Below are 19,356 nucleotides of genomic sequence, written 5' to 3'. Positions count from 1 at the left end.
GCTCGGTTCGGCTATCGGTTGACCCGCCAGACTGGCAGCCACCTCCGGTTGACCACCATCGAACACGGCGAGCCGGGGTCTTGGCCGACGTAGCCCAGCACCTCGGTTTCTCGTGAGAAGCGCTCATCGAGCAGCTGTTCGGCCGATAGTGGATGACGATCTCTCCGTCGAGACCAATCGAGAGCGCACGGCGATCGTCCCGCGGTCTTGCCGAGTGACATCCTTCCCTCGGGGCGGGCGCCGTCTATGAGCGAGGCCATGCCCGCCGCCGATGCGCACCCGCGCCGGCGGGTGCGCGTGCTGGACACCGAGATGGCCTACGTGGACACGGGCGCGGGCGATCCGGTGGTGTTCCTGCACGGAAACCCGACGTCGTCCTACCTCTGGCGCAACGTGATTCCGCACGTGCAGCCGGCCTCGCGCTGCCTCGCGCCGGATCTGATCGGGATGGGCGACTCCGGCAAGGCGCCCGGCGGCTCCTACCGCTTCGTGGACCACGCCCGCTATCTCGACGCGTGGTTCGAGGCACTCGCGCTCGACCGCGTCACCCTCGTGGTGCACGACTGGGGCTCGGCGCTGGGCTTCCACTGGGCGCGCCGCCACCCCGAGCGCGTGCGCGGCCTCGTCTACATGGAAGCCCTGGTGCGGCCGGTCACGTGGGACGAATGGCCGGAGGTGGCGCGGAAGGTCTTCCAGGCGATGCGCTCGCCGGCGGGCGAGGAGATGGTGCTCGTCAAGAACGTGTTCGTGGAGCGGATCCTGCCCCTGAGCGTGCTGCGCGGGCTGACCGAGGCGGAGATGGCGGTCTATCGCCGGCCGTATCTGGAGCCCGGCGAATCACGCCGCCCGACCCTGACCTGGCCCCGGCAGATCCCGATCGACGGCGAGCCGGCGGACGTGGTGGCGATCGTCGACGACTACGCGCGGTGGCTGGCCACGAGCGACGTGCCCAAGCTGTTCGTCAACGCGGAGCCGGGGACGATCCTCACCGGGCCGCAGCGCGAGTTCTGCCGGACCTGGCCGAGCCAGCAGGAGATCACCGTGCGCGGCAGCCACTTCGTCCAGGAGGACTCGCCGCGGGAGATCGGGGCGGCGGTGGCGGGATTCGTGGCGGGGCTTCGGCGGTAACCGCCAGGAAGTCGCGGACCACGCGCAGGAACTCGTCGAGGCGGTCGTGGTGCAGCCAGTGCCCGGCGCGCTCGATGCCGACGACGGTGGCGTGGCGGAACGGCTCGGCGCGGCCGTCCTCGGCCGGATTGCCGGAGCGGCTCTCGGTGCCGTAGAGCAGGAGCGTGGGACAGGCGATGCGCGACCACAGGTGCTTGATGTCCTGCCCGCGCATGTCGTACGGCGGAAAGACGCGCACGTAGTTGTCGAACTTCCAGCTATAGGTGCCGTCCTCGTTCTGGTTCACGCCGTGCACCGTCAGATGGCGCGCCTGCTCGGCGGAGAGATGCGGGTTCTCCTCCTGCATACGACGGAAGGCGTCCTCGATCGAGCCGTACCGACGGGGCAGACGGCCCGCGAGCCTGCGCTGCTCGAGGATCCACTCGTCCATGCGCAGGTCGATGCTCGTCGCGGCGCGCTCCGCCCACTGCCGCGGGGACGGCCCGAGCCCCTCGATCGCCACGAGCCGGGCGACCGTCTCCGGATAGATCCCGGCATAGCGCAGCGCCACGTTACCGCCCAGCGAGTGGGCGATGATGGTCACCGGAGCCAGCCGCTGGCCGTGGATCAGCTGGGCGAGGTCGTAGATGTATCCCGTCATGGAGTAGCTGCCGTCGGCCGTCCACTGGCTGTCGCCGTGACCCCGCAGGTCCGGGGCGATGATGTGCCAGTCGTGGCGGAGCGCGGCCGCGGTCCAGTCCCAGTTCCGGCAGTGGTCGCGGCCGCCGTGGATCAGCAGCAGCGGCGGCTTGTCCTCGTTGCCCCAGTCGACGTAGTGCAGCCGCAGCCGCTGCGAGAAGAAGGTGTGCGACGCGGGGCCGGGGGCATCGTCGGTCATCGACCGCCCCCCGCCATCAGGTAGTCGACGGCCCGGCGGTGGCTCTCCAGGAGTGAGTCGAGTCGCGCGGGGTCACCGCGTCCCCAGCCGCACTCGGTGGCGACGCCGAAGCCGTCGCCGACCGCGCGGCGCGCGGTGTCGATGCGCTGCCGATCGCCCTCGGGGTCGGCGTGGTGGATCAGACCCAGGTACAGACGCGTGCGCTCGGGTAGACGCAGCGAGCCCAGCGGCGCGAAGTATGCCGCATCGTCTCGCTCGCGCGGCACCGGCAGGTGCAGGTAGTCCACTGGCCGCCCGACCATCGAGAAGATGGCCGCGCCGATCTCGGTGAGGATCGTGGTGTCGGTCGGCATGACCAGGTGCTGGTCGGCCGGGCTGCCATAGCAGAGGTGATAGCCCATCTCCACGTCGGCGGGCACCGCCTCGCCCAGCCGCTTCAGCAGCGAGAAGACGCGGTCCTTGTAGTTCGCGGGGCGAGAGGGAAAGTAGTCCTCGAACACCAGCACCTCCTGGCAGATGTCCCACTGGATGCTCAGATCGCGGTGGGGAACGGCGATGAGCACGTCGGCGAGGGCCCGCAGCAGTGACCGCTCATAGACGCGGAGATAGTCGTCGTGGGCGCGCGGGCTCACGTACATGAAGGCGCTCGACATCGGCGTGGGCAGGCACACCTGCAAGCGCATGCCGGCCGGCACCGCGCCCTCTGTCCGGAGACCCTCGAAGCAAGCCCACGAGTCGCGCGCGGCCTCCGCGTAGCCGGTCGGGAAGTCCACGCCGTGCGGATCGACACCCGGGCGGAAGCGCAGGAGGTTCGTGCGACGCAGCAGCGAGCCGTCCCACTGCCGCAGCTCGAGCAGCCCCGCGTCCGCGTCCACCTCCATGGCCGGATGCCGCTCGAGCATGGTGCGCTGCCAGTAGACCCAGCGCCGGCGCTCCCCGGTCTCGCCGTCGGGCATGCGCGAGAGCAGCGGGCCGAGCGCGCCCGCGATCCGGCGGAAGACCTCCTCGGTGGTGGCGAGCGGCACGCTGCCGATGAGATGCGCGAGCCCGCGGGCCGGGGCGCTCATGCCACGAGCGCGCCGCGGGCCAGTATCGCCACCCGGTCCGCCACCGTCTTCGCGGTCGCCGGCTCGCGCTCGGTCAGGAGCACGGTGATGCCGGCGGCGCGAATCTCGGAGATCAGCCCGGCGACGGCGACGCGATCCTCGACCGGAAGCGCGCCGAGCGGCTCGTCGAGCAGCAGCAGTCGCGGCCGCAGCGCCAGGGCCTGGGCCAGACGCAGTCGCGTCAGGCTCAGCATCGACAGATCGTCGCGCCGGGATCGCGCGTGATCCGACAGGCCGACCCGCTCCAGCAGCGCCGCGACGCGAGCGCGGACCCGCGTGTCCGGCCACTTCGCGGCCAGCGCGGCGAGGAGGCCGAGTCGCGGCCAGAGCACCGCCAGGGCCATGAGCTCGGCCGCCGTCGCGGACCACGGCAGGGCGGGCACGAGACCGGAGCGGACCAGGCCCTGGCCCGCCAGCTCGCGCGGGCGCAGGCCGGTGACCTCGCGCCCATCGAAGATGAGCCGGCCCGACTCGGCGGGGATCTGACCCGACAGGCAGAGCACCGACGCGGTCTTGCCGGAGCGAGGCGGGCCGCACAGGGCCAGGATCTCGCCTTCCTCCATCGTGAACGAGAGGGCGTCGACCAGCGTGATGCCGCCGACCCGGCAGGTGAGGCCCACCACTTCGAGGATCTTCATGCGAGGCTCCCGGCTAGTACCGGTTCGCGATCGGCAGCTCGTTGGCCGGGAAGAGGGTGATGATCTGGGCGCCTTCCGGCGTCACGATGATCTCCTCCTCGATGCGGGCCGCGGAGGTGCCGTCGGTGGCCGGGCAGTAGGTCTCGACCGCGAAGACCATGCCGGCCTGCAGCTCCATCGGGTCGTCGAACGAGTTCAGCCGCGAGATGATCGGCCGCTCGTGCAATCCCAAGCCCAGGCCGTGGCAGAAGTTGAGGCCGAAGGCCGCCATCTCGCTCTCGAAGCCGATGTCCTGGGCGCGCGGGAAGGCGCGCGCGATGCGGTCGGTGCCCACCCCCGGCTTGATCAGGGCGATCGCCGCGTCCATCCACTCGCGCGCCTTGCCGTAGGCGGTGAGCTGGGGCGAGGTGGCGCGGCCCACGCTGAAGGTGCGGTAGTAGCAGGTCTTGTAGCCGACGTAGGTCTGGATGATGTCGAAGAAGGCCTGGTCGCCCGGCCGGATGATGCGGTCCGTGAAGTTGTGCGGGTGCGGAGAGCAGCGCTCGCCCGAGATCGCGTTGATGGCTTCCACGCAGTCCGAGCCCATCTCGTAGAGCCGCTTGTTGGCGAGCGCCACGATCTCGTTCTCGCGCACGCCCGGCTTGAGCGCCTCGAAGATGTCCTGGTACACGCCGTCGCCCATGGCCGCGGCCATGTTGAGGAGGACCAGCTCGTCGACGTTCTTGATGACGCGCGCCTCCAGCATGACCTGCTGACCGTCGCGCACCTCGACCCCCGCCTTCTGCAGCGCGAAGAGGAACGGCGGCTCGACCACGTCGATGCCGAGGGGCATGCCGGCCACCCCCTCGCGGGCCAGGATGTCGCGGATCTCGCGGGCCGCCGCCTCGAAGAGGCCGGCCTTCGGCGACACCGCGCCCCGCATGCCGACCATGCCGGCCAGGCACTGGTTGGGCGGCAGCTGCGGGGTGTAGAGGCGGTGATGCCGCGCGGCGGAGCCGAAGTCCCACACCCAGGGCTCGCCGTTGCCGGTGAGCAGGCACCAGCGGGTCAGCTTGTCGCGCGCCCATTCGCCGATCACGGTGCCGGAGATGTAGCGGATGTTGTACTGGTCGAAGAGGAGGAGCGCGCCCAGGCCGGACTTCGCGAGCGCTCGCCGGACGCGGCCCACGCGATAGTCGTGCAGACGGCGGAAGTCCACGCGCTCCTCGAAGTCCACCTGGGTGTGACCCGGCGCCTGGATGGGGCGGTCCCACCGGTGCTTCGGGTCGGTCGGGTCGGGCTTCCGCGTCGGAGCTTCCTTCGACGGCGCCGCGGCCGGCTTGCGCGCCATGTCCGCCTCCTGGGAGCGTAGTGTGCGTCGCGTCTCTCCTATCACAGACCCGTCGTTCGCGATAGACTCGGATGCCATGGCCACGCCGTTTTCTTCCGCAACGCCCGCGCAGGACGCGATGCCCACCACGAGAGGCCTGAACTTCTATCTGGAAGACCGCAACTTCCAGCTCCTCTGCGAGTCGGTGATGGACGCCGAGACGTTCGCGCGCGCGGCGCCGCATCTGACCGCGCTGGGCGAGATCGCGGGGGATGAGCTCGACGAGCTGGCCGCGGTGGCCGATCGCAACCCGCCGACGCTGCGCGCGTGGGACGAGCAGGGGCGGCGCGTGGACGAGGTGGTGCGCCACCCCGCCTATCTCCAGATGGAGGCGATCGCCTTCGGCCGCTTCGGCCTCGCGGCCATGGCGCATCGCCCCGGCGTGCTCGGCTGGCCCGACCGCGTCCCGCAGGTCGTGAAGTACGCGCTGTCGTATCTCTTCGCCCAGAGCGAGTTCGGGCTGCTCTGCCCGGTGAACATGACGGATTCGTGCGCGCGCCTGCTCGGGGCCTTCGGCAGCGAGGAGCTCAAGGCGCGCTATCTGCCGCATCTGACGTCCACCGATCCGGCCGCGCTCTGGCAGGGCACGCAGTGGATGACCGAGCGGACGGGGGGATCCGACGTGGGCGCGTCCACCACGGTGGCCCGGCGCGGAGCAGACGGGCAGTGGCGGCTCTGGGGCGACAAGTGGTTCACCTCGGTCGCCAACGCGGAGGTGGCGCTGACGCTGGCGCGGCCCGAAGGGGCGCCCGCGGGCACGCGCGGGCTTGGCATGTTCCTGGTGCCCAAGCGCCTGCCCGACGGCGGCAAGAACGCGTGGACCATCAACCGCCTCAAGGACAAGCTGGGCTCGCGCTCGATGGCCACCGGCGAGGTGACCTACGCGGGCGCGATCGGCTACGTGGTCGGCGATCTCGCGGCCGGGTTCAAGCAGATGATGGAGATGGTCAACGGCTCGCGGCTCTCCAACGCCATGCGCGCGGCGGGGCTCATGCGCCGCGCGGTGCTGGAGTCGCTGGTGCACGCCCGTCAGCGCGTGGCCTTCGGCCGGCCTCTCGCCGAATTGCCGCTCCTCCGCAGCAACCTGCTCTCGATGCTGCTGGACGCGGAGGCCGCGGCCTCGGTGATCCTCAACGGGGCCGCGCTGCTCGACCGGCGGGAGGCGGGCGCCGCCGACGCGCGCGCGCTCGCGCGGGTCTGGACGCCGCTCGCCAAGTACTGGATCACGCTCCGGGCCCGCGACGTGGTCGCCGAGGCCATGAACGTGCGGGGCGGCAACGGCTACGTCGAGGAGTGGGTGAACCCGCGCCTGCTGCGCGACGCGTACCTCGGCGCGATCTGGGAGGGCTCGGCCAACGTGGTGGCCCTCGACGTGCAGCGGGCGATCCTGAAGGACCGCGGGCTGGACGCGCTGGCCGTGTTCATCACCGACCGGCTGGCCCGGGTGAGCGAGCCGGCGGCCAAGCCGTGGGTCGACCGGGTGCGGGCCGGTCTGGAGTCGCTCTCGCGGCAGACCGCGGCGTGGGCCGCGCTGCCCGCCGACGAGCGGGAGCTGCAGGCGCGCCCCGTCGCGGACGCGCTCTATCACCTGCTGGCCGGCGCGCTGCTGCTCGCCGAGGGCCAGGCCCTGCGCGAGCGCGGCCAGGGCTACCGCAAGCTGCTCGCGGCCGGTCTCTATCTCGAGCGCTGGCTCGGGCCACGCGGGCCGGGGAGCCCGCTCTTCACCGGGCGCCAGATCGGGTGGCTCGACGCGCTGGCCGACTGGCGCCCGGTCGAGGCGGCCGCGCTGGCGGACGTGGAGGGCTGATCGGCATGGACGTCAACGAGATCATCTGGCGGCCCGATCCGGAGACCGCCGCGAAGACCCGGATGGCCCGCCTCATGAAACAGCACGGCCTCGCCTCGCTCGCCGATCTGCAGCGCCGGTCGATCGAGGATCCGGAGTGGTACTGGGACGCGGTCTCGCGGGATCTCGGCTTCCACTGGTTCACGCCCTATCGGAGCGTGCTCGATTCGTCGAAGGGGATCGCGTGGGCGCGCTGGTTCCCGGGCGGCCGGCTCAATCTGTCCTACAACGCGATCGATCGCCACGTCGCGGCCGGCCGCGGCGGGCACCCGGCGGTGATCGCGGAGGCCGAGGACGGCACGGTGCGCACGCTGTCCTACGCCGAGCTGGCCGCCGAGGTGGGCCGCCTCGCCAACGGGCTGGTCCGGCTCGGCATCCGTCCCGGCGACACCGTCGGCATCTTCCTGCCGATGTGCGCGGAGGCCGTCATCGCCACGCTCGCGGTGGCGCGGATCGGCGCGGTCTACACGCCGTGCTTCTCGGGCTACGGCGCGCAGGCGGTGGCCTCGCGCCTGGACGGCTGCGGGGCCCGCCTGCTCATCACCGCGGATGCCTTCGCGCGCCGGGGCGGGGTGGTGCCCCTCAAGCGCACCGCCGACGAGGCGGTCTCCGCGTCGCCCACCATCGAGCGCGTGATCGTCCACCGGCGCAGCGGGGCCGAGGTGCCGTGGAAGGACGGCCGCGATCTCTGGTGGCACGACGTGGTGGCCCCCGAGTCCGCCGAGAACACCGCGCTGCCGGTCGAGGCCGATCATCCGTGCCTGATCATCTACACCTCGGGCACGACCGGGCGGCCCAAGGGCACCGTGCTCACCCACGGTGGATTCTCGATCAAGAACGCGCACGACTTCGCGTATCTCTTCGATCTCGGTCCCGACGACCGGCTCTTCTGGGTGACCGATCTCGGCTGGCTGATGGGGCCGATGCTGATCGGCGGTGCGCTGCTCACCGGCGGCACCGCCGTGCTCTTCGAGGGCACGCCCGACTATCCGAAGCCCGACCGGCTCTGGTCGGTACTGGAGCGTCACCGCGTCACCGTGCTCGGCATCTCGCCGACCGCGGTGCGCGCGCTGATGCCCCACGGCGAGGACTGGGTCACGCGGCACGATCTCTCCTCGCTGCGGATCATGGCCTCGACCGGCGAGCCCTGGAACCCGGAGCCGTACCGCTGGCTCTTCCAGACCGCCGGCAAGGGGCGCCTGCCGATCATCAACTACACGGGCGGCACCGAGATCTCCGGCGGCATCCTGTCGTGCTTCCCGATCGCGCCGATCAAGCCGTGCTCCTTCGCGGGCCCGATCCCCGGCATGGCCGCCGACGTCTACGGCGACGACGGCCGGCCGGTGCGCGGCCAGGTGGGCGAACTGGTGATCACCCGCCCGTGGCCGGGCATGACCGCCGGCTTCTGGAAGGACGAGGCGCGCTACCTCGAGACGTACTGGTCGCGCTGGCCCGACGTGTGGGTGCACGGCGACTGGGCGTACATCGACGACGACGGCTTCTGGTTCATCCAGGGGCGCTCCGACGACACGCTGAAGATCGCGGGCAAGCGCGTGGGGCCGGCCGAGGTCGAATCGGTGCTGGTCGGGCACCCGGCGGTGGCGGAGGCCGCGGCCATCGGCGTGCCGCACGAGATCAAGGGCGAGACCGTGGTGTGCTTCGCGGTGCTGCGCCCCGGCCACCAGCCGTCGGAGCCGCTGCGCGCCGAGCTGGTGGAGGCGGTCGTGCGCTCGATGGGCAAGGCCATCCGGCCGGAGCGCGTGCTGTTCGCGCGCGAGCTGCCGAAGACCCGCAGCGCCAAGATCATGCGCCGCGTGGTGCGCGCGACCTATCTCGGCCGCGACCCCGGCGATCTCTCCTCGCTCGACAACCCGGGCGGCGTCCAGGCCATCTCCGACGCGTCCTAATGAGCCGTTGCCTCTCCCCTTCGGGGAGAGGGGCAGGGTGAGGGGTGGTTCGGAAGCTACGCCGCCGGCCGCCGAGAAAACGTGAACGCGCCCAGGATCACCACGACGAGCACGATCTGGGTCACCAGTCCCTGCCACGTCGGATACACGCCGAGCGAGGGAATCGTCGGCAGATCGAGTGAGCCGACCGGCAGCTTGCCCGCGTGCTGCAGGGCCGCGATGCCCTTGCCCGCGAGCACGACGGCCAGCAGCGCCATCAGGGCGGATCCCACGCCGAAGAACCAGCCGAGGGGCAGGCGCAGCCCGAGCTTCAGGATGAGCCAGGCGATCACCACGAGGCCGGCGAATCCGGCCAGACAGCCGGCGCCGACCGCGAGATGGCCCGACGGGCCCGCCTCGACCCAGAGGGCCTGGTAGAACAGCACGGTCTCGAACGCCTCGCGGTAGACCGCGAGGAACGAGATCGCGGCCAGCGTCCAGAGCGTCCGGCCCGACAGGGCCGCCTGCACGCGACCCTCGAGGAAGGCCTTCCACCGCGCCGCGTGGGAGTGGCGGTGCATCCAGAAGCCCACGTAGAGCAGCATCGCCGCGGCCAGCAGCGCGGTGACCCCCTCGGTGACCTCGCGGCCGGCCCCGCTCACCGTCACCACGTAGGAGGCGATCACCCAGGTCAGCCCGCCCAGGGCGAGCGCGGCGATCCAGCCGGCGTGCACGTAGGGGAGCGCCTCGCGGCGGCCGGATTTGATCAGCATCGCGACGACCGCGGCCAGCACCAGGATGGCCTCGAGCCCCTCGCGGAGCAGGATGATCAGCGCGCTGGTGAAGGTGGTGACCGGCGAGAGGCGCGCGGCGTCGAGGCGCTCGCGCGCCGCCTCGAGGAGCGAGGCGATCGTGCGCGCCTCGGCTTCCACCGCCTCACGGGGCGCCCGCGACTGGATCAGGGTGCGGTAGCGGAGCATCTCGGCCTCGACGCGGCTCTTCAGCCCGCCGTCCACCGCGCTGAGCGGCGCTTCCACCAGCTCGAAGCCTTCGAGATAGGCGGTGACCGCGAGCTGGTGCGCCCGCGCCGCGTCGCCCTGCCGATAGGCGTCGAGGCTCTCCGCGAGCACGCGGGCGCTGAAATCGATCGGCGATTCGCGGCCGGACGCGAGGGTGCCGGGCTCGCCGCGCAGGTAGGCGAGCACCGCGGCCGCGTCGGCGCCGGAGCGCGCGGCCACTTCCTTCGGCGTGGCCATGACAAGGGCCCGCAGGTCGTGCAGCTCGCTGCGGCCCACCCCGCGCTTCCAGAGCGCCGCGCCCTGCTCGCGCGCGGCGTCCGGCGTGGCCAGCCCGCCCACGTAGAATGCCAGCGCCCAGCGCTGCGCCTCGGGGAGGGAGGCGAAGCCGGTCATGGCGGTGCCCTTGATGCCGAGCGTGATCGTGTTGTAGATGCCGAAGATGCTGTGCTCCCCCATGCGGGCGGCGTCGGTGAGATCGGCGGGCGGCGGGTTCAGTCCCTTCGCGCCCGGCCCGTCGCCGCGCCCAACCGCGCCGTGGCAGATCGCGCACTGCGCGCTGAAGTCGGCGGCGGCGGCGCGCACGTCGGGCGCCTGGCGCGGGGCGACGCGGACCTCGTAGAGGTCGACGATGCGCCGGCGCAGGTCCGAGGCGATGGCCGCGACCTCGTCGCCGGAGCGCTGCTCCTTGATGGCGGCGAGGAGGCCGGCCGCGCTGGCCTCGAGCGCGGCGCGCTCGGGCCGCGCGGGCAGGGCGCCGATCATGGCGCGGACTCCGGTCGCGAACTCCACCTGCTCGTCGTACTCGCCCTGGTCGACGATCTTGCCGTCCTGGACCGCGCCTGGGTAGTCGACGCCCAGGTAGTCGAGCGCGTGCAGGATGGGCGCGAACGGGTCCGGCTCGTCGGCGCGGGCCGGGGTGGCCGCGAGACCGGCCGCGACGATCAGGACGGCGAAGGCGCGGGCGAGGCCGCGCGTCAGCGCCTCGCCTCCCGCGGGATGACCGCGATGGCCATCTTGCCGATGCCGGCCAGCCGGGCCGCGTCCATGACGTCGACCACGCGCCCGTGCCGCGCGTCGGTGTCGGCCTCGATGACCAGGCCCACTTCCGGCTCGGTGCGGACGCGCTCCTGCAGCCGCGCGGTGAGCTGCGGGGGCTCGATCGCCTCGCGCTCGAGGTAGATCACGCCCTCGCGCGAGATCGAGATGGAGACCGGCGCGCGGGCCGCCTCCGCCTTCGCGGCCCGGGGGAGGTTGACCGGGATTCCGCCGTGCACGGTCATCGAGAGGCTGGCCATCATGAAGAACACCAGGAGGAAGAACACGGTGTCGATCATGGGGATGATCTCGATCCGGGCCTTCCGCGGCGGCCGGCGGCGGAACTTCACGGGATCTGCTGCTCCTTCAGGGCCAGGTCCAGCCGGCTCGCCATGCGCTCCATCGCGTCCATCGCCTGCTCGGCCCGGGCGGTGAAGTAGTTGTAGGGCACCAGGGTGGCGATCGCGATGGCCAGGCCGGCCGCGGTCGCGATCAACGCCTCGGCCACGCCGCCGGTGATGGCGGTGGGCTGGTTCATGCCGCTGGTGGACAGGATCCCGAACGCCGCGATCATGCCGGTGACGGTGCCGAGGAGCCCGAGCAGGGGGGACAGGGTGATGATCGTGTCGAGCACCGGCAGGTAGCTCCGCAGCCGGCTCGTCTGGCTCTGGGCCGCCGCTTCCATCGCGACCGCGGGAGAGACCTGCCGCTCGGCCAGGCCCGCCGCGATGACGCGCGCGGTTGCCCCGCCGGCCCCCCGGACGACCTCGAGCGCCTCGTCGAGCTTGCCGCGCTCCGCCAGCTCCAGGGCCCGCTCGGCCGCGCCCTCGTCGCGCTGACGCCACCAGAAGGCCAGTCGCTCGACCACGACCGCGAGCGCCACGATCGAGCAGCCGAGCAGGGGAATCATCACGGGCCCGCCCTTGGCGAGCGTCTGAATGAGCGTTGCGATCTGGGACACGGGCTCCTCGCCGCCGGTCTCGTCGCGGGGACGGCCGGATCCAGGTGGCTTGCTGTCCTCAAGCCGGCCGGCGCTCCCGGGAGGGAGACCGGCCTCGAAGGTGGCTGGCTTCGGTGAACGGTTACTTGGTCAGGATGAGCTTGTCCGCCTTGGTGATGTGCAGCCGGTATTCCTGGCCGCGGTGCACGATGACGATCTCCCGCCGTCCCCGGAACAGCTCCGCGCTCGCGATGCGGACGCCCTCACGTGGGGCGGCCTCTCGCGTGATCGCGGCCTCTCCGGGGTCGTCGATCACGCGTCGTCTTCTTTGATCTGCTGCGACAGGTAGTGGGCTTCCCCGACCTGCTTGATGAGCTCCATCTGCTCCTCGATCCAGTCGACGTGGTCCTCTTCGGACTTGAGGATCTCCTCGAGCAGGTCGCGGGAGCCGTTGTCGCCGAGGCTGCGGCACAGCTCGACGCCCGCGTTGAGCGCGCCCACCGCCACCCGCTCCAGCTCCAGGTCGAGGCGAAGCTGCTCGGGGACGGTCTGTCCCACGTTCACCTTGCCGAGCCGCTGCAGGTTGGGCACGCCTTCGAGGTAGAGGATCCGCTCGATGAGCCGGTCGGCGTGCTTCATCTCGCCGATCGATTCCTCGCGCACCTTCTTCCAGAGGCGCTTGTATCCCCAGTTCTCGCACATGCGCGCGTGGACGAAGTATTGATTGATCGCGGTGAGCTCCGCGGTGAGGACCTCGTTCAGCAGAGTCACCACCTGGTCATGTCCCTTCATGTCGCCCTCCCGTGAGCGTGTTGGCGATTGTCGCGCCAGCATAGTGCCTCTCACGGGCTTGTTCCACCAGGGCTTCGATGAGACCGCTGCAGGCGCCGCAGTCGCCGCCCGCTCCGCACATGCGCTCGATCTCGGCCACGGTCCGGGCACCGGCGGAGATGGTGGACTCGACGGCGTGATCGGAGACTCCGAGGCAGAGACAGAGGATCACCGGCGGGCTCTCCCTCGGCCTGTCCCTTGCGACTCGGGCGTCATCATTCGGACGGCTTTCCGTTCCTTCTTAGGTCCGTGATACAGCGCGAATTAGGTATACCTAAACGGACCCCACGCTGTCAACCGGGAAAAAGGAGCGGAAGCTGGCCGCGTTTACGCGGTGCTACCGGGGGAGTTCGGGGCGCGCCCGCTCAGAGCACGTGGAGCAGGCGCCGGGCGCGCAGCGTGCCGTCCTGCCACAGGCCGCTGGCGCGCAGATCCTCGAGGGCCTTCTCGGCATCGTCGCCGCGCATGAGCGCGAGCGTCTCGCCGCCCGGGAAGAATCCACCGAAGGCCATGCGCCCGGCGCCGCGCGCCTCGATCAGGGCGAAGGAGGCCATCTCGACGTCGGCGGTCGCGCCCTCCACCACCGTCGCCGGGCGCGAGCCGTCGGTCACGAGCGGCGGCATCTCCCACGGCTCGAGGAACTGCGCGAACGAGCGCGGGCTGTAGCGGGGCCAGGCCCCGCCGGTGAAGTAGGGATCCTCCTCGACCAGGCGGCGCAGGTCGTCCGGCTGGTCCACCCGGTAGAAGACGTCCGCGCTTCGGCCGTCCGGGCTGGGGCCACCGCCGATGACGACGCCGTGCGCGCGGAGGGCCATCAGACGCTGGAGGTGGGCCTCGCGATGCGGCGCGCGCCTGGCGACGTAGTCGTCGCCGGTCTCGATCGCCACGTGGAAGACGATCACGGCGTGACCCAGCCGCCCGAGAACGGAATGACCTGGCCCACGAAGAAGTCGGCGTCCTCCGAGGCCAGGTAGACGGCCAGCCGCGCCGACTCTTCGCTGCGCGCGAGGCGCCCCGCCGGGATGTTCTTGACGATTCGCTGGAGTTTCTCAGGGTCGGCGGTCAACGCGGGCGGGAAGTAGGTGGGGTTCTCGACGTAGTTCTGGGCGATCGCGTTGACCTGCACGCCGTCGCGGGCCACCTCGCGCCCCACCGCGCGGGTGAGCCCGTTGATCCCGGCCCGCGCCGCGGTGTACGCCGCGTAGTTGGCGAGACCGGGGAACGCGGCCGCGGAGGACATGTTGACGATCTTGCCGCGACGGGCCGGGCGCATGACCCGCAGGGCCGCGCGCAGGCAGTAGAACGGCTCGTCGAGCAGGCGCGCCTGCATCTCGCGCCACGCCTCGTCGCTGATGCGCTCCACCGGGCTGCCCGAGGGCGGGTGCGCGTTGTTGTTGATCAGGATGTCGAGGCGGCCGAAGCGCGCCACCACCGCATCCACCACCGCGTCGGCCTCGGCGGATCGGCTCAGGTCGCCGGACAGCAGGAGCACGTCGCGCCCGAGCCGGTCCGCGATGAGGGCGAAGGGCTTCATCGCGGACTCGTCGCGGTCGTGCAGCGCCACCGACGCGCCCTCGCGGCAGAACTCCTCGGCGATAGCCGGCCCCATGAAGTGGCTCACGTTGGTGATGAGCGCGACCTTGCCGGTGAGTTTCATGGCCGAGAGCCTACTCGGGGCTTCGCGGCCATGCAAGGCCGTGATACGGTGAGGGCGCGGGCAAGGGAGGTGCCGCGGTCGTGGACCAGCCACTGCTCCAGTCGTTCCGGGCCCGCTACCCGTTTCCCCTCGACGATTTTCAGCTCCGCGCGATCTCCGCCATCCTCGACGGCAAGTCGGTGATCGTCTCGGCCCCCACCGGCTCCGGGAAGACCCTGGTCGCCGAGTTCGCCATCCACGCGGCGCTGGACCGCGGCCGGCGCATCGCCTACACCACCCCGCTCAAGGCGCTCTCCAACCAGAAGTACGCCGACTTCGTACGGCAGTGGGGCGGCGAGCAGGTCGGCATCCTCACCGGCGACGTGAAGGTCAACCCGCGCGCGCCGGTGGTGGTGATGACCACCGAGATCCTCCGCAACATGTTCTACTCGGGCGGCCTCCCCGGGCTGGACACGGTGGTGCTCGACGAGTGCCACTACATGGGCGACGAGGGACGCGGCACGGTGTGGGAGGAGATCATCGTCAACTGCCCGAAGGACGTGGCCCTGGTCGCGCTCTCCGCCACCGTGCGCAACGTCAACGAGATCGCGGACTGGATCAGCCTGGTGCACCGGCCGATCGTGGCGATCACCCATCCGCACCGGCCGGTGCCCCTGCAGTACCTGGTGGCCGACCTCTCGGGCGAGATCCACACGTACGACGCGGTCCGCCACGGCAAGGTACGCCTGCTCGGCGAGGAGCGCGAGGGCGGCTATCACGATCGCGGCCGCTGGTACAGCCGACGGGTGGTGGACCCCACCGTGATGCTCGACGAGCTGGAGAGCCGCGGGTGGCTCCCCGCGATCTACTTCATCTTCAGCCGGGCCGGCTGCGAGCGGGCGATGGAGACGGTGCTGGCCGAGGGCAAGCCGCTGCTCACCCGCGACCAGCAGCGGCAGGTGGACGAGGAGATCCGCGCTCAGATCGGCGAGAACCCGGCGATCTCGGAGTCGCCGCTGAACCAGACGATCTTCCAGGCCCTCGGCATGGGGGTGGGGCTGCACCACGCGGGCATCCTGCCCACCGTGAAGCGCTTCACCGAATTGCTCTTCGAGCGCGGCCTCTGCAAGGTGGTGTTCGCCACCGAGACCATGTCGCTCGGCATCCACATGCCGGCCAAGAGCGTGGTGCTGCAGTCGCTCACCAAGCGCACCGACCGCGGCTTCCGGAGCCTGACTCACAACGAGCTGACCCAGATGGCCGGGCGCGCGGGCCGCCGCGGCATCGACGCCGAGGGCAAGTGCGTGATGGCCCTCGACGTGCGCGACGGCTTCGACGACATGAAGCGCGTGGTCGACGGCCCGCCCGAGCCGGTGATGAGCCAGTTCAAGCTGGGCTACGGCTCGGTGGCCTTGCTGCTCTCCACCGGCCGCGACCTCGCGACCATTCGCCGCATCGTCGAGTCCTCGTTCGGGCAGTACCAGAACCTCAAGCGCATCCGCTCGCTCGAGGCCGACGTGCACAGCCTGGAGACCGGGGTGGACGACGCGCGGCGGTTCGCGGCCCCCTGCGGCGACTTCTCGCGCATCGGCCACTATCGAGCGGTGCGCTCCGAGGTCGAGGTGGCGCGCATGGCCCGCGGCAAGGGCGGCCGGCGCGGCCGCTCCGCCGCCGAGGCGGAGCCGGGACGGCTGGCCCTGGTGCGCCGCAAGAGCGGGGCGAGCCTCGGCCTCATCCTGGGAGTGGATCGGCGGCGCCACCGCGACCTGATCCAGGTGCTGCTCCCGCACGGCGGCACCGTGCAGATGAAGGAGGGCAACGTGAAGCGGGTGTTCTGGCAGACCCCGCCGCTGCACGTGCCGCGCGACTGGGAGCACCGCACGCGCGGGCTCACCGAGCAGATGCAGCGTCTCTCCGTCTCCGATCTGATCGAGCGCGAGCGGAGCCACGGGCCCGAGGGCGCGCTGTCGGCCATCGAGTGCCATCGCTGCCCGTGGGGATCGCAGAACCGCTGCGAGCAGGCCTGGAAGGGACTCGAGAGCCTCGAGCGTCAGCTCGGCCAGAAGGCCGAGATGCTCGACGCCTTCCGCAACGCCTACTGGCAGGAGTTCCTCCGCGTGGTCGAGGTGCTCGAGCGCTTCGGGGCGGTGCAGGACGGCAAGCTCCTGGCCAAGGGGCAGCTGATCGCGGGGCTGCGCCACGACAACGAGCTGCTGGTCGCCGAGATGGTGGACCGCGGGATCCTCGCCGACACCACCGTGGCCGAGGCGGCCACCCTCTGCTCCGGCCTGATCGAGGAGTCGCGCTCGGGCGACGCGGCGGTGGCCCGCCTCTTCCTCAAGAAGCGCCCCAAGCTCAAGCGGAAGGTGCAGGACCTGGAGTCGCTCGCCAACACCATCCTGGAGGTGCAGCGTCGCCATCAGCTGCCGATGCCGGTGTCGGTCTCGACCGGCTTCATGCCGTCGGTGTTCCGGTGGGCCTCGGGGGAAGACGACTGGGCCGCGATCGTGGAGGAGTCCTTCGGCGGCCACGAGGGCGACCTGATCCGGGCCATGCGACGGCTCATCGACGTGCTGCGCCAGCTCGCGGAGTCGCCCGAGGTCGAGCCGGCCCTGGCCGGCGCGCTGGCCCGGGCCGCCCGGATCATCGACCGCGGCATCGTGCTCGAATCCGCGCTGATTTGACGAAGCCGCGCGCGCCCCGCGATATACTGGCAACGCCATGAGCGGGATCTTCCGTTCGGCGGCAGTCGCGGCGCTCGGCCTCCTCGTCGGCGCGTGCTTGACGCCGCCGCCGGTGCTCGAGCGCACCACCCGCGGGCCCAACGCGGAGGAGTTCTTCGTCCAGCAGTCCTACGCCACCAACGGCCGCCCCCCCAGCTTCGACGAGAAGCGGATCTGGCAGGACCAGATGGACGAGAAGGTGAAGAAATACCTGCGCGACCATCCCGAGATCGAGGACACCTCGCGCTACACCGAGTTCCGCTTCTGGCGCCAGGTGGCTCCCGGCAGCACCCCCGGCGAGGTGAAGGTGCTCCTGGGCGACCCGCGCGAGCAGACCATCGACCCGGACATGATGGCGTTCTACGGCGAGCAGCACTGGGTCGCGGTGCGGTCGACCGCGAAGGAAGCGTGGGTCTATCCGCTCGGGTGGGTCGTGTTCTTCGACGACAAGGGCGTGGTGGACATGCTGCGCCGGGTCTCGCCCCTCGAGATGAAGGACGAGTAGCGCGCGGGTCCGCTTCCTCATCCACGACCACGCCGGCGGGTGGACCTGCCGGCTCCACCCGTCGGAGCTCGTGAAGGAGACCGCATGATCCGCTCCACGCTCTCGGTGACCAAGCACGTGGCTCCGTCCCGCGCCCTCGTGGCGGCCGAGCATCGCCTCGGCGCCGAGGTGGGAGCCGGCATCCTGGCCCGCGGCGGCAACGCGGTGGACGCGGCGGTGGCGACCGCGTTCGCCATGACGGTGGTGGAGCCGTTCATGTCCTCGGTGGCGGGCGGCGGCACCATGCTCGTGCACCTGGCCAAGCGCGGCGAGACGGTGGCGCTCGACTTCAACGTGCAGGCCCCCGCGGCCTGCCACGAGCGCTGCTACGAGCTGGGCGAGGGCGTGGCGCAGGCCCTGTTCCCGTGGCGCCGCGTGGTGGGCGACGCCAACAACTTCGGCCCGAAGTCGGTGGCGATCCCGGGCTCGGTGGCCGGGCTCTGCCTGGCGCTCCAGCGCTACGGCACCATGGATCTGGCCGACGTCGTGGCACCGGCGATCCGGCTGGCCGAGGACGGCTTCGAGGTCGACTGGTATCTCACCCTCTCCATCGCGCCTCATTGCCAGGAGCTGGCCGCGTTCCCGGCGACCGCCCGCGCGTACCTCCGCGACGGGCATTACGTGCACCGTCCCGCCGCCCTCGCGCCCGCCGACGTGCTGCGCCAGCCGGATCTCGCCCGCAGCCTGCGCCTCATCGCCAAGGACGGCCCCTCGGCCTTCTACCGTGGCGCGATCGCGCAGGCCATCGACGCGACGATGAAGGAGACCGGCGGATTCCTGCGCCGGAGCGATCTCGAAGGGTACGAGCCGCGAGTGGTCGAGCCGCTCATCATGAAGTATCGCTCAGTCGACCTGGCGTTCTCCCCCGGCGCCACCGGCGGGACGACCGCGGTGGAGATGCTGAACGTCCTCGGCCAGTTCCCGGTCGCCAAGGTCGGGTACGAGACGCCGGGCGGGTTGCATCTGCGCGCGGAGGCGGTGCGGTACGCCTTCCTCGACCGGCTGCGCCATCTGGCCGACCCGCGGGCGGTGCGTGTGCCGTGGCGGGGGCTGACCTCGCGCGAGCACGCGGCCGAGATCGCGGCCGGCCTGCGCGCGGCGGGCCCGCGGAGCGACGCCAAGGCCCCGGACGCCTGGGCGCACGACGCGGCGGTGAGCGCGCTCGGACGCGGCCGGACCGCGATGCCGCGCGGCCGTCGGCGGCTCGCCACCGAGGGCAGCGACTGCACCACGCACATCTGCGCGGTGGACCGGCAGCGCAACATGGTCTCGCTCACCAACACCGCGGTCTCGCTCTTCGGCTCGCGGATGGTGGTGCCCGAGACCGGCATCCTGCTGCAGAATGGCATGCTGTGGTTCGATCCCGAGCCCGGACGGGCCAACTCGGTGGCGCCGGGCAAGCGACCCGTGGTGAACATGGTGCCGGCGCTCGGCTTCCGGCACGGCGAGCCGTACTTCACGGTGGGCGCGCCGGGCGGGCGGAAGATCGTGTCGGCCATCCCGCAGGTGATCGCCAACCTGGTGGACGCGGGCGACACGCCGCAGGAGGCCATCGAGGCGCCGCGTGTGCACACCGAGGGCGGCGAGCTGTGGGTCGACGATCGGGTGGGGGAGCGCAGCCTGGCGGCCCTGCGTCGGATGGGCCACGACGTGGTCCCCAAGCATCAGGCCTTCGGCACGCTCTTCTTCTCGCGGCCGGTGGCGATCCGGGTGGGCAAGCGCGGGCTCGAGGCCGGGCTCGACCACCTGTGCGCCGCCGCGGCGGCCGGCATCTGAGC

General features: G+C 71.4%; 17 protein-coding genes. 6 read left to right on the top strand and 11 right to left on the bottom strand.

Going from position 1 to position 19,356, the window contains the following annotated elements:
* Window positions 1-258: 258 nt before the first annotated feature.
* On the top strand, window positions 259-1,128 hold the full coding sequence (locus tag VKN16_09010; protein HME94340.1) for a haloalkane dehalogenase: 870 nt from the start codon (window positions 259-261) through the stop codon (window positions 1,126-1,128).
* On the opposite strand, the gene VKN16_09005 is transcribed toward VKN16_09010, so the two are convergent.
* Genes VKN16_09005 through VKN16_08990 form a run of 4 tightly spaced genes read right to left on the bottom strand, consistent with a single transcriptional unit; the run spans window position 1,037 to window position 5,079 of the window.
* Entirely contained in the window at window positions 1,037-2,005 is a 969-nt protein-coding gene (locus tag VKN16_09005; protein HME94339.1) for an alpha/beta hydrolase, read from the bottom strand. The two genes, VKN16_09010 and VKN16_09005, sit on opposite strands and share 92 nt — an antisense overlap.
* The gene (locus VKN16_09000) at window positions 2,002-3,072 is read right to left on the bottom strand and encodes a hypothetical protein (protein HME94338.1); all 1,071 of its coding nucleotides are present in this window, start codon (window positions 3,070-3,072) and stop codon (window positions 2,002-2,004) included. Before VKN16_09000 ends, VKN16_09005 begins: the two co-directional genes overlap by 4 nt.
* Window positions 3,069-3,749: an ATP-binding cassette domain-containing protein gene (locus VKN16_08995; GenBank protein HME94337.1), complete on the bottom strand. Its 681-nt coding sequence runs from the start codon at window positions 3,747-3,749 to the stop codon at window positions 3,069-3,071. Before VKN16_08995 ends, VKN16_09000 begins: the two co-directional genes overlap by 4 nt.
* A 13-nt stretch (window positions 3,750-3,762) precedes the next feature.
* Window positions 3,763-5,079: a Xaa-Pro peptidase family protein gene (locus tag VKN16_08990; GenBank protein HME94336.1), complete on the bottom strand. Its 1,317-nt coding sequence runs from the start codon at window positions 5,077-5,079 to the stop codon at window positions 3,763-3,765.
* 118 nt (window positions 5,080-5,197) lie between these two features.
* On the opposite strand from VKN16_08990, the gene VKN16_08985 reads away from it, so the two are divergent.
* Both VKN16_08985 and VKN16_08980 read left to right on the top strand, forming a co-directional pair.
* Entirely contained in the window at window positions 5,198-6,925 is a 1,728-nt protein-coding gene (locus tag VKN16_08985; protein HME94335.1) for an acyl-CoA dehydrogenase family protein, read from the top strand.
* 5 nt (window positions 6,926-6,930) lie between these two features.
* Entirely contained in the window at window positions 6,931-8,871 is a 1,941-nt protein-coding gene (locus VKN16_08980) for an AMP-binding protein (GenBank protein HME94334.1), read from the top strand.
* A 56-nt stretch (window positions 8,872-8,927) separates the two neighbouring features.
* Here VKN16_08980 and VKN16_08975 read toward each other — a convergent pair whose 3' ends face one another.
* The 7 genes from VKN16_08975 to VKN16_08945 form a co-directional block, all read right to left on the bottom strand.
* Window positions 8,928-10,658 carry a cytochrome c/FTR1 family iron permease gene (locus tag VKN16_08975; GenBank protein ID HME94333.1) on the bottom strand — a complete coding sequence of 577 codons (1,731 nt, stop codon included), beginning with the start codon at window positions 10,656-10,658 and terminating at the stop codon, window positions 8,928-8,930.
* Window positions 10,659-10,843: 185 nt separating this feature from the next.
* Window positions 10,844-11,254 carry a biopolymer transporter ExbD gene (locus VKN16_08970; GenBank protein ID HME94332.1) on the bottom strand — a complete coding sequence of 137 codons (411 nt, stop codon included), beginning with the start codon at window positions 11,252-11,254 and terminating at the stop codon, window positions 10,844-10,846.
* Window positions 11,251-11,865, bottom strand: a complete 615-nt coding sequence (locus VKN16_08965) for a MotA/TolQ/ExbB proton channel family protein (protein HME94331.1) — start codon at window positions 11,863-11,865, stop codon at window positions 11,251-11,253. The genes VKN16_08970 and VKN16_08965 overlap by 4 nt, the downstream gene beginning before the upstream one ends.
* Window positions 11,866-11,986: 121 nt before the next feature.
* A complete protein-coding gene (locus VKN16_08960; GenBank protein HME94330.1) occupies window positions 11,987-12,160 on the bottom strand; it encodes a hemin uptake protein HemP in 174 nt (57 codons plus the stop codon).
* Complete coding sequence (bfr, locus tag VKN16_08955; GenBank protein HME94329.1) at window positions 12,157-12,636, bottom strand: bacterioferritin; 480 nt, start codon at window positions 12,634-12,636, stop codon at window positions 12,157-12,159. The genes VKN16_08960 and bfr overlap by 4 nt, the downstream gene beginning before the upstream one ends.
* Before the next feature lie 404 nt (window positions 12,637-13,040).
* The gene (locus VKN16_08950; protein HME94328.1) at window positions 13,041-13,577 is read right to left on the bottom strand and encodes a YciI family protein; all 537 of its coding nucleotides are present in this window, start codon (window positions 13,575-13,577) and stop codon (window positions 13,041-13,043) included.
* Window positions 13,574-14,332 carry an SDR family oxidoreductase gene (locus tag VKN16_08945; GenBank protein ID HME94327.1) on the bottom strand — a complete coding sequence of 253 codons (759 nt, stop codon included), beginning with the start codon at window positions 14,330-14,332 and terminating at the stop codon, window positions 13,574-13,576. Before VKN16_08945 ends, VKN16_08950 begins: the two co-directional genes overlap by 4 nt.
* An 80-nt stretch (window positions 14,333-14,412) precedes the next feature.
* Between VKN16_08945 and VKN16_08940 the strand changes: the two genes are divergently transcribed.
* The 3 genes from VKN16_08940 (at window position 14,413) to ggt (ending at window position 19,354) form a co-directional block, all read left to right on the top strand.
* Complete coding sequence (locus tag VKN16_08940) at window positions 14,413-16,995, top strand: DEAD/DEAH box helicase (GenBank protein ID HME94326.1); 2,583 nt, start codon at window positions 14,413-14,415, stop codon at window positions 16,993-16,995.
* 37 nt (window positions 16,996-17,032) lie between these two features.
* Complete coding sequence (locus tag VKN16_08935) at window positions 17,033-17,539, top strand: hypothetical protein (protein HME94325.1); 507 nt, start codon at window positions 17,033-17,035, stop codon at window positions 17,537-17,539.
* Window positions 17,540-17,623: 84 nt separating this feature from the next.
* Window positions 17,624-19,354, top strand: a complete 1,731-nt coding sequence (gene ggt / locus VKN16_08930; GenBank protein HME94324.1) for a gamma-glutamyltransferase — start codon at window positions 17,624-17,626, stop codon at window positions 19,352-19,354.
* Window positions 19,355-19,356 lie beyond the last annotated feature (2 nt).

It is taken from the genome of Candidatus Methylomirabilota bacterium, assembly GCA_035315345.1.
GTDB lineage: Bacteria > Methylomirabilota > Methylomirabilia > Rokubacteriales > CSP1-6 > CAMLFJ01.
This window is presented reverse-complemented; position numbering and strand designations above follow the sequence as displayed.